The organism is Deinococcus apachensis DSM 19763 (assembly GCF_000381345.1).
Taxonomy (GTDB): Bacteria; Deinococcota; Deinococci; order Deinococcales; family Deinococcaceae; genus Deinococcus; species Deinococcus apachensis.
Genome location: NZ_KB906423.1, coordinates 18,405 through 28,098, shown reverse-complemented (window position 1 = coordinate 28,098; position 9,694 = coordinate 18,405). Strand labels below are relative to the sequence as shown.

The 9,694-nt window shown below is 68.9% G+C and carries 6 protein-coding genes; 1 reads left to right on the top strand and 5 read right to left on the bottom strand.

Going from position 1 to position 9,694, the window contains the following annotated elements; genetic code table 11:
* Together F784_RS25665 and F784_RS0120520 are read right to left on the bottom strand one after the other, a co-directional pair.
* Positions 1-372, bottom strand: a 372-nt coding sequence (locus tag F784_RS25665) for a transposase (protein WP_169405723.1), incomplete at its 3' end; no start/stop codon positions are given.
* Between the two features lie 290 nt (positions 373-662).
* A complete protein-coding gene (locus tag F784_RS0120520) occupies positions 663-2,480 on the bottom strand; it encodes a S8 family serine peptidase (protein WP_019588595.1) in 1,818 nt (605 codons plus the stop codon).
* Between the two features lie 127 nt (positions 2,481-2,607).
* On the opposite strand from F784_RS0120520, the gene F784_RS0120515 reads away from it, so the two are divergent.
* Entirely contained in the window at positions 2,608-5,094 is a 2,487-nt protein-coding gene (locus tag F784_RS0120515) for a tetratricopeptide repeat protein (protein ID WP_019588594.1), read from the top strand.
* Between the two features lie 594 nt (positions 5,095-5,688).
* On the opposite strand, the gene F784_RS24970 is transcribed toward F784_RS0120515, so the two are convergent.
* The 3 genes from F784_RS24970 to F784_RS0120500 all read right to left on the bottom strand — a co-directional run bounded on the left by F784_RS24970 (position 5,689) and on the right by F784_RS0120500 (position 9,625).
* Positions 5,689-8,490 (bottom strand): PAS domain-containing protein, encoded by a 2,802-nt coding sequence (locus F784_RS24970; protein ID WP_169405722.1) that lies wholly within the window; start codon positions 8,488-8,490, stop codon positions 5,689-5,691.
* Between the two features lie 85 nt (positions 8,491-8,575).
* Positions 8,576-9,226 (bottom strand): response regulator, encoded by a 651-nt coding sequence (locus F784_RS0120505; protein ID WP_019588592.1) that lies wholly within the window; start codon positions 9,224-9,226, stop codon positions 8,576-8,578.
* 3 nt (positions 9,227-9,229) lie between these two features.
* Positions 9,230-9,625 carry a VOC family protein gene (locus F784_RS0120500; protein ID WP_157465419.1) on the bottom strand — a complete coding sequence of 132 codons (396 nt, stop codon included), beginning with the start codon at positions 9,623-9,625 and terminating at the stop codon, positions 9,230-9,232.
* Positions 9,626-9,694 lie beyond the last annotated feature (69 nt).

Here is a 9,694-nt window from a genome sequence, read left to right as displayed (position 1 = left end):
CGCCGTCGTAGCCGCGGGGCCCCCTTTTTGAGAGGTCTTCACACTCCTCGAGTCGACGATGCCAGCGGTAGGCACCGCGTTTCGTCCGAGGACCTCCCGCGTTTGTGCCCGGAGCGCATTGTTGATGCGCTCCCACAGCCCGCTCTGCTTCCACTGACGGAAGTAGTCGTACACCGTCTTCCAATGGGGAAAATCAGCGGGCAACAGGCGCCAGGAGACCCCGCCGCGTTTGACGTAGAAGATGGCGTCTACGATGTCCCGACGAGCAATACGGGCCGGTCGCCCACCGGGTCGGGGCGCCGGGATCAGGGGGCTGAGGATGGCCCACTCTGCATCGCTGGTGTCGGTTGAATAGGTCCGGCGCCGAGTCACGCAAAAATGGTACCCTTTCCGGAACAGCCCTCTCCTACACACTTTCCAGACAGTCTCTTATTGATTCCGGGCTTGGTTTGAGACGCGACCCTGGGTGGAGGGCCCCTGCTGGCCGGAAGCACGGGGGCGAGAAGCGTAATGGGCGTCCCGAACCTAAGCCGTTATCAATAGGGGAGACTGGCACAGCCGCCAGCGGAGGGGCCTCGCGCAGCGAGGGGATGAGGGGTCTTCTCAACCACCCACAGCAAAGAGTCCCCCCGATCTGGAGGGACTCTGCTTTGGCGTGAACCTTACTGGCGGACGATCTTGTCGACCTGGGCGGTGCCGGTGTAGGTCGTCTGGGGGTTGAGGTAGCCCTTGAGCACGACCTTCCAGTTGCCCGCGACCGGGTTGGGGATGCTGACGGCCTCGCCGGTGCTCGTGCCTTGGGCGCTGGAGCCGACGAGCTGACCGGAGGGGTTGTAGACATCCAGGTCGAGGTCGTAGGCGGGGTTGCCCCACTCGGTGGCGACGCGCAGGGCGCTGGAGCCCGCAGGGACGCTGAGGGTGTGGGTGTCCTGCGACGTGGTCACGCAGTTCACCTGAGGCCCGCAGACGCTGGTGGCGACGGTGCTGCTCCAGCCCGGCAGGTTGGTCGTGGTGACGGCGTAGCGGGTGGGGTTCAGGCGGACGGCCTCGCGCACGGCGGCGTTGGCGTCGACGTAGCCGTAGCCGACCTCCCACAGCTCGCGGCGCTTGACGACTGTTTGGGTGGGGTTGAGGCCGTCGTCGGTGGCGACCGAGTAGTACATCGGGCGGCTGGTCTTCTGGAAGATCGACATCACGCTGTCGAGCGTCAGCCCCGGGTTGGCTTCCAGCATCAGGGCGATCACGCCGCTGATATGGGGGGTCGCCATGCTCGTGCCGCTGATGGTGGCGTACTGCGGGTTGTCCACATCGGGCACGGTGGTCGCGGCCACACCGGTCAGGGCGCGGGCGGCGCTGATGTCCACGCCGGGAGCCGTTACGTCGGGGTGGACCAGCTTGTCACCGCTGCGGCCACGGGAGCTGAAGTCGGCCAGGTAGCCCTTCTTGTCGCCCGCCGCCACGCTGATCACGCAGGGGCTGGCCGAGTAGGGGTTGAGGGTGTTCGCGCCGGGTCCCTCGTTGCCCGCCGCGAAGGTCACGATGATCCCCGCGTCGTAGGCACGCTTGGCGGCCAGGCTGATGGGGTTGTAGGGGGCGAACTCGCCGCTGGAGCCCCAGGAGTTGGAGATCACGCGGATGTTGTAGGTCTCGCGGATTTCGGGCTTCAGGATGAAATCGAAGCCTTCCAGCGCGTACAGGATGCTCAGGGCCTCGCCCGAGCCCACGCCGACCAGCGTCACGCCGGGCGCTACACCGCGCCGGACCCGCGCCGAGCCCTCAGAGGCCGCGCCGCTGCCGCCGATGGTGCTGGCGACGTGGGTGCCGTGCCCGCTCGTCGTGTCGCTGTCGGGGGTGTCCACGTACAGGTAACCGCCCACGCCCACGTCGGTGACCGGGCCGACCAGCTTCACGTTCTTGGCGACGTTCTTCAGGTCGGGGTGGGTGCCGTCGATGCCCGAGTCCAGCACCGCCACGCCCACGCCCTTGCCCGTCACCCCGTAGGTGCTGCGCGCCACGTCCGCCCCGATGAACTTCACGCTCTCGGCGAGCTTGTACTTCAGCGGCGCGTCCTGGTACACCGACACCAGGCCGGGGAGGTTGGCCTTGAGCTTCTGAACCAGGTCCTGGGTGACCAGCGTCTTCACCGCGACGACCGGCAGGTTCTGGAGCGCGCCCAGCCCCTTGCCGAGGTCCACCGGCAGGTTGGAGTCCATCCAGGTGATCGCGCGGCCCTTGCTGGTGTCGTCGGCGAAGGAGAGGATCAGGGTGCCGACCTGCCCGTAGCGCATCGTGCTGTCCACCTGCACGCCGCTGGGCGCCGTGGCGTAAAGCGCCTGGCACTCGGTCAGGGTGGTGGCCTGGGCGCTCAGCGCCGAACCGGAGGCGGCGGTGCTGGCAGGGGCCGAGAGCTGGGGCGTGCTCTGCCCGCAGGCAGCGAGGAGGACGGACAGGCTCAGGATGGTGGGGGTCGTCTTCTTCATCGGGGTCTCCTCCGGCTGGAACTCTTGGGTGAGTTCATTCCATCAAAGGGGTCTCAAAAAAAACACAAAGGCTTCCGCTTTTCTGAGCCCTCACGGGGAGGGTGAAGGTTTTTTCTATACTTGGCTCATGATTGACCTGCCTGGGCGCCTGCGTCCGCGGCTGGAAGCGGCACCCGGCCGGGTGATCGCTCCCGTGGACGTGGGGGCGGGCCAGGAGGCGCTGCTGAGTTGGGCGCGGGAGCGGGGGCTGAGCGTCTTGCGCGAGCCACCGCCCGAGGGCCTGGAAGGCTGGCTGTGGTGGCCCCGCACCCGGGGGGAGGTGGCACGCTGGGCCCAAACCCGGCCCGAGGGGGCCTTTCCCCTGATCCTGACGGGTGCGGACCTGCTTTACAGCGAGGGGGAGTGGCACCGGGCCCTGGCCCCACACGACCGCTGGGCTGCCGCCACCTTCGTCCTGAGCGGGGGCTGGCCCGCCGCCCTGCCGCTTGCCCGGGTGCTGGCGGAGGGGGGGTCCCCCGAATCCGAGGGGGAGGAGTGGTACCGGCACCCCCTGGTCGCGGCGGGGCTGGCCCCCCTGCTGCCCCCCGAGGCCCTGCTGCCCGCCTACCGCGCCCTGGCCCTCACCCCGCTGGTAACCCCGGATGTCTCGGCAACTCTGAATGTCGCCCCGGAGACCGTCGAGGCACTCGCCGACGGTGGCTGGTTATGGGCCGTGCCGGGGGGCTGGAGGATTCCCGGGCCGCTACGCCGTCACCTCTGCCCGCTGCCGGGGGGGGAGGCGGCGCGGGCGGTCGCGGGGCTGCTTCACCGGGCGGGTCACACCGCCGACGCCCTGACCCTGCTGCGCGAGGCCGCCGCCTGGGAGGACCACCTCACCCTGCTCGCGGGGCACCTGCGGGCGGGGGCGGGAACGGGAACGCTGCGGGCCAGCCTGCGGGTCCTGCCACCCTACTGGCGGGAACAGCCCACCGCGCTCTACCTCGCGGGGCTGCTGGCGCGGGCGTCCGGCGACCTCACACGGGCCGAGGAGCTGTACTCCCGGGCGCTGCCGGGGCTGACTCCCGCCCTTCGACCCCTGGCGCACAACGCGCGGGGGGTGGTGCGCGCGGTGCGGGGCAATCCCCCGGGCGCCCTGGAGGATTTCGGGTCGGCGGCCCGGGCCGGGGGCCTGACCGGGGGTGAGGCGGCGCACAACCGCGCCACCCTGCTCGTGCAGCTCGGCCGCCACGCCGAGGCCGAGCGCAGCCTCGATGAGGCCGTCGCCGCCTTCCGCGAGGCGGGCGACCTGCGCCGTGAGGCCCGCAGCCTGGAGACGCTGGGCGGCCTCCAGTTCGGGCGCGGCCTCCTGCAGGAGGCGCTGGCCCCCTACGGGCAGGTGCTGCGCCTGCTGGAGGACGAGCACCCCGAGGAGACGGCCCTCACCCACGTCAACCTCGCCGAGGTCCACGCGCTGCTGGGGGAGGGGACGCAGGCCCGGACCCATCTGGAGCAGGCGCGGCTGCTCGCCGAACGCTCCGGGCTGGGGCAGGTGACGGGCTGGGTGGCGCGGGTCCAGGCCCTGCTCGCGCTGCACGCGGGCGTTCCCCAGCGGGCGCGCGACCTGCTGGAGGCCGTGGACTCCGCCGACCGCAGCCTGCACACGGAGACCCGGCTGCTCCTGGCCCGCGCCTACCGCGAACTCGGCGAGCCCGACGCGGCCCGGGACGCCCTGGAGGAGGCCCGCACCCTGGGCCTGCGCGCTGGCCTGGAGGCCGCCCTCCAGGGGGACGGCGACCTGGGCGTGGTCGTGGAGGAGGCCCGCCGGGAGGACGCCCGGCTGGAACTCGCCACCGCCCTGCTGCACCGGGGAGAGCCGGAGGATTTGCAGGAGGCGCTGGACCTCATTCGCACCCACGGCTACCGCGCCCTGCTGGGCAGCTCCGCCGCGTGGCGCCTCGTCGCCCACGTGCAGGACGACGCCTCGCGGGCACTGTTCCCGCTCGTGCTGCGGGTGCTGGGGCCGCTGCGGCTCACCCACGCGGGGCGCACCTGGCGGGCGGGGGATTTCCCGACCCGCAAGAGCGCGGCGCTGCTGGTGGCGCTCGCCCTCTCGGGCCGCTCCCAGCCGCGCGAGGCGCTGGCCGAACGCTTCTGGCCGGACGCCAAGAATCCCCTCGCCAGCCTGCAGACGGCGGTGTACCACCTGCGGAGCACCTTCGGGGTGAACCTGATCAGCTCCGCGCGCGGGCGCCTGACCCTCGCCTTTCCGGTTCAGAGTGACCTCGCCGACCTGCAAGACGCGTTGATGACCCGGGATGCCGAGCGTCTGGCAACGTTGATCCGCCAGGAGGCCGGACCCCCGGACGCGCTCCCGGACCTCGCCAGCGAGCTGCACGAGGAGCGCGAACTCGCCGAGAGGTTGCTGCACGACGCCCTCCAGGTCTACGCCGACGCCCAGCCCGAGGGCAGCCTGGAGCGGCGCGACGCCCTGCGGACCCTCATCACCGCCGACCCGCTCAACATCGAGGCCCGCGCCCAGCTCGTGGACTGGCACCTGGGGCAGGGCGACTCCGAGAGCGCGGGGCAGGAACGCGCCCGCATGAACGACATCCTGAAGGAACTCGACCTGGGCTGAGACGCGGGCCGAAACAAGAAGTGTCCTCGTCGGGAAGGCGCCCCGTGCGGGTCGTCGAGTTTCTGGCTCATTGACCCCTCCGACTCCGGGAGCCGCAACACGGACCCCCTCAAGACGGCGAGGGCGGCATAGGGCATGGACTGTTCTCCTGTACGGCCCGGAAATGCCCGCACGCGGGGCAGGTATACAGATCCTCGGATACAGGTTGGGGACAAACAGCGTTCTCTGCCCCGTCAGGCACGAGGAGGCAAAAGAAAAACCCCATCACAGACGGGGAATCTCTGGCGCACCCTGTAGGACTCGAACCTTTGACCGACCGCCCAGAAGAGGGCACGGGCTCTCCGGTGAGATACGGAACGGTGGAACGGACCGGAGATGCACCGCGTGATGGACGTACTTCTCCAGTAAAGGAGGAAGCTCGGGTCCTGGCCTTTCAGGTCTTCATCCGCTGGGATTCGGCCTGATTCGGTGGGTGTGGGTGCACAACCAAGAGCCAACCGTCCAGCAGCACTTGACCGTGCCGAGCCGAGTGGAAAACCTGGAGGTTCAGCCGTTCGTATCGTCACCGGCACATGCTGCGGCGTACGCGCCGGATCAGATCAGCGGCACACTCACCCGCACCGCTGTGCCCTGGCCAGGCTCGCTCCTGACAAGGCACTCTGCTCCCACCGCTCTGGCCCGTTCACGCATGGTGGTCTGACCCAGACTGCCCTGACGGGGCTGCGCCGGGTCAAAGCCGGACCCGTCGTCCTCGATGACCAGTTCGATCCGGTCTGGATGGTCATGCAGGTGAATGTGAACGCTGGAAGCGCCAGCATGTTTAACGGTGTTGTGCGTCGCCTCCTGCGCGATCCGTAACAGGGCCACCTTGGTCGCAATGGGGAGTGCCGGCTCCTCGCAGAGGTCGACCGAGACCTTCAAGCCATGCCGGGCTTGCAAGGCGGACGCCAACTTCGCGATAGCCATGCTGAGTCCCTCCTGCTCCAGGGACTCGGGTCGCAGTTCGAAGATCAAGGCACGCATCTCGGCCAGTCCCGCCTCGGCGAGGGACAGCATGTACCGCACCGAGTCCGGCGCCTGGTCGGGGTTTCGCTCGAGCTGGCGCAGGGCCGTCCGTCCCCCCATGGCAATTCCGTAGAGCGCTTGGCTGACGCTGTCATGCAAGTCACGTGCCAGCTTCTGACGTTCCTCCAATGCCGCATGGTCCCGGGCGCCAGCGAACAACCGGGCGTTTTCCACCACCACCGCGGCCTGCCCGGCGATGCCGGTCAGCAATTGACGTTCGGCGTCGTCGAGCACCTCCTCAGATGTGTAGTAGGCCTGAAGGGCTCCCAGAGGCCGCTCGCCGTAGGTCAAAGGAACACTGCTCATGGCCTGCGGAGGCCTGGAGCTTGGAGCATCGCCAGGCCGGAGCACAGGGTTCCGAGCGGTCCCAGTAGGCGGGGGAGCGCCATCTGGCCCTGTTCCCCCGGCGACATTCGGCCTGATCTCCAGGTCGTCCGGAAAACCCGATCGGCCTCCCACACGAGTCTCGCCCGTGGTGTCGGTCAACACGACGGCGGCTGCGACGGCGTTCGTGGCCTCCACCACACCCCTCGCCAGCCGGTCCAGGTTGTCGTTCAGGTCCACGGAGTAGGTCAGGTTCCGGGTAAAGGACAGGAGCGCTTCGAGATCCTGCGTTCGTGCCGCGACGCGCTGCTCCAGCAGATGAAACGCCTCGACGCGCTCGGTGATGTCCGTGTGCGAACCGGCCAAGCGCACCGCATGGCCGTCCGGGTCACGCTGAGTGGCGGCCCGCGACTGAATCCACCGGTAGGTGCCGTCCTTGTGTTGCAGCCGACACTCGAATTCCAGCAGGTCCCCCCGTCCCGCGATGTGCTGACTGATGCGGCGCAGGGTGGACTCACGGTCGTCGGGATGCAGCAGCCGTTCCCAGGTGACGAGGTTGCCCTCCAGTTCGTCCGGCCGGTACCCGAGCATGCCTTTCCAGCGGGGGGAGTAGTACACCTCCCCGCCGTCCACCTTCCACTCCCACAGGCCATCATTCGAGCCCCGCACCGCGAGCTCGTACTGGTCCTGGCTGCGTCGGAGCTCACGGCCATGGCCTTGCAGGGTGGTGAGCATAGTGTTGAACGTCCGTGCCAGGACGCCGAACTCGTCCTTCCCCCGTTCTGGGAGACGCACGTCCAGGTTGCCCGCGGTGACCTCCCGGGCGGCCCGGGTCAGCCGCGAAATGGGCCGGACGAGCCCCGAATGTGCGAGGCGTTCCGCAACGATGAGGCCCAGCAGAAAGCAGGCCAACAACACAGTGACCGTCCAACGCAATGTTTGGTCGGCATCTCGCGTGATGGCGCGGGCCACACTGGCATGCTGCGCCACGACCTCATCCCGCGGCGCGAGCATGACCAGGGTCCAGCCCAGCGTGCGGAGCGGTGCGTACGACAGCAGGTAGGGAGTGGCGTGGGCCTGGAGGAGCCGCACGCCACTCCGGTGCCGCCGAAACTCACCCTTCAACGGCCGCAGCGCCGAGGCCGGGTCCTGGAGCAGCGACAGCGTCAGGCGGGCGACTGAACTGTGAGGTGCGCCCCGGCCCAGCAGCGCGCTCAGGGCCCGTTCGGGCGCGGCGATCACCCGACCCTCCGCATCCAGCAGCAGCACGGACCCGCCGGGTGTCGGCTTCATGTTGCTGAGGGTGGTGGACAGACGCGCCAGCGAGACGTCCGCGGCGATGATGCCGCGGAATTCGCCCCTCAGATACACCGGGGTGCTGGCCGTCACCAGCAGGCCGTGCCCGGCGTCATCCCGGTAGGGAGGGGACCACACCGTTCTGGCCTGCGAGCGCGAGGCTGGCAGGGCCCGGGTGTAGATGGGCTGCCGGGTGAACTCGAGGGTGGCTGGCACCCGCCGGTACAGGCCGATGGGCGGCGCGTACCGCACGACGTTGTGACGGCTCAGGAAGTAGAGGGCCGCCGTATCCGGGGTTTCCCGCAATAGGGGAAGCAGCAGGGCGTCCAGGGCCTGCGAGTCCTGAACATCACGCCGGACGGGGGCGTTCAGGGAAACATCCCGGTTGACCCAGACATCGCTGTGGCGGGCGGGTGTGCCGTCGTAGCTCACCCCTGAGGGCGTCCGAGACAGGTCTGGCGCCGGTGGGGATGCCGGGGACCTCAAGAGGTTCTCCCAGGACCGGGCCACCACTCTTGTCGCCGTGGCCGCCTGCAACAGCCGGGCCTCGCTGAGATTGGCTTCCCTCACCGTGAGGGCCGCCAGACGCTGCTCGATCTGACGTTCAACCCCGCTGCTGGCCAGGCTGGCCGCGTGGCGCTGGGTGTCCTGGAATCCGCGCGTGACCGTCAGGATGACGGCGCCGCTCAGCAGCAGGATCCACAAGGCCACGGCCAGCATGATTCTCGTGGCGAGAGGGAAACGGAGCCGGACGGTCATCCGTCTTTGCCCGGGTGTTGGAGAGACGGGCGCCGCCTCACTCAAGCCCGACCAGGCCTTCTTTGAACGCGAAGATGGCGGCCTGGGTCCGGGAGGCGAGGCCCAGCTTCGAGAGCACCCGGGTCAGGTGGGTCTTCACCGTGGGTTCCTCGACCCCCAGCTCCCGCGCAATTTCCTTGTTGGCGCGCCCCCTCGCCACCAGCCTCAGGATTTCCGTCTCCCGGGGTGTCAGGTGCTCGCGCATGTCCGGTGTCCGCACTTCCCGCGCCAGGCGCTTGGCGGCCTCGGGGTGCAGCCGGACTTCGCCCCTGGCCGCCGCGTAGATGGCTTCTTCCAACGCGTCGGCATCCGTGTCCTTGAGCAGGTACCCGGTGGCGCCCGCCTGCACCGCGTCTATGACCTTCCGGTCTTCGAGGACGCTGGTCAGGGCCAGCACTTCCACGTCCGGACAGCGCTGGCGCAGTTCGCGAATGGCCGTGATGCCGTCCATGACGGGCATGTTCAGGTCCATCAGCACCACGTGCGGCTCCAGCTGCTGGGTGAGGTCGAGGGCTTCCTGGCCGTTTCGGGCTTCCCCGACAATGTCGATGTTCTCGGCCGTGCCTAGAAACATCCGGATGCCCTGCCGGACGACGGCATGATCGTCGACCAGCAGCACCCGGATCGGTCCACTTGAACGCATGACCATAGCTTAATCATTTCTTAAAAGAGGGCTTGTGGCCTCGCCCAGAATCAGGACGTTGCCGTCCGGCCCGCGCAGGGTGGCTCTCCGCTGGCCCGCTGGCCCGCACGGGGGCTCCAGCCACACCACGGCAGGTTGTCGGCTCAGCGCCCGGTATGTGTCGTCGAGATTGGTGACGGCGAGCTGGACATCGGTGAACTGCCGACGGGCATCGGTATGCACCTCCAGGGACGGCCCTCCTCCCGGGAAGGACAATCGGGCGCGCTGCCCGCTTCCAGGTTCTGACGGCGCGACCCATTCAGCCAGCAGACCGGCCGCCTGGTAGTACGCCACCGCCACCTGGAGGTCGGGCACGTACAGGGTCACGTGGCTGAGATGTCGAAAATGGGGGGCATCCTGTGGCACCCCTTCAGGCTGAACGACCGGCTCGTGCCTGCCGTTAGACCAAAGTTGAATACGGCTCCCTGACAGCGT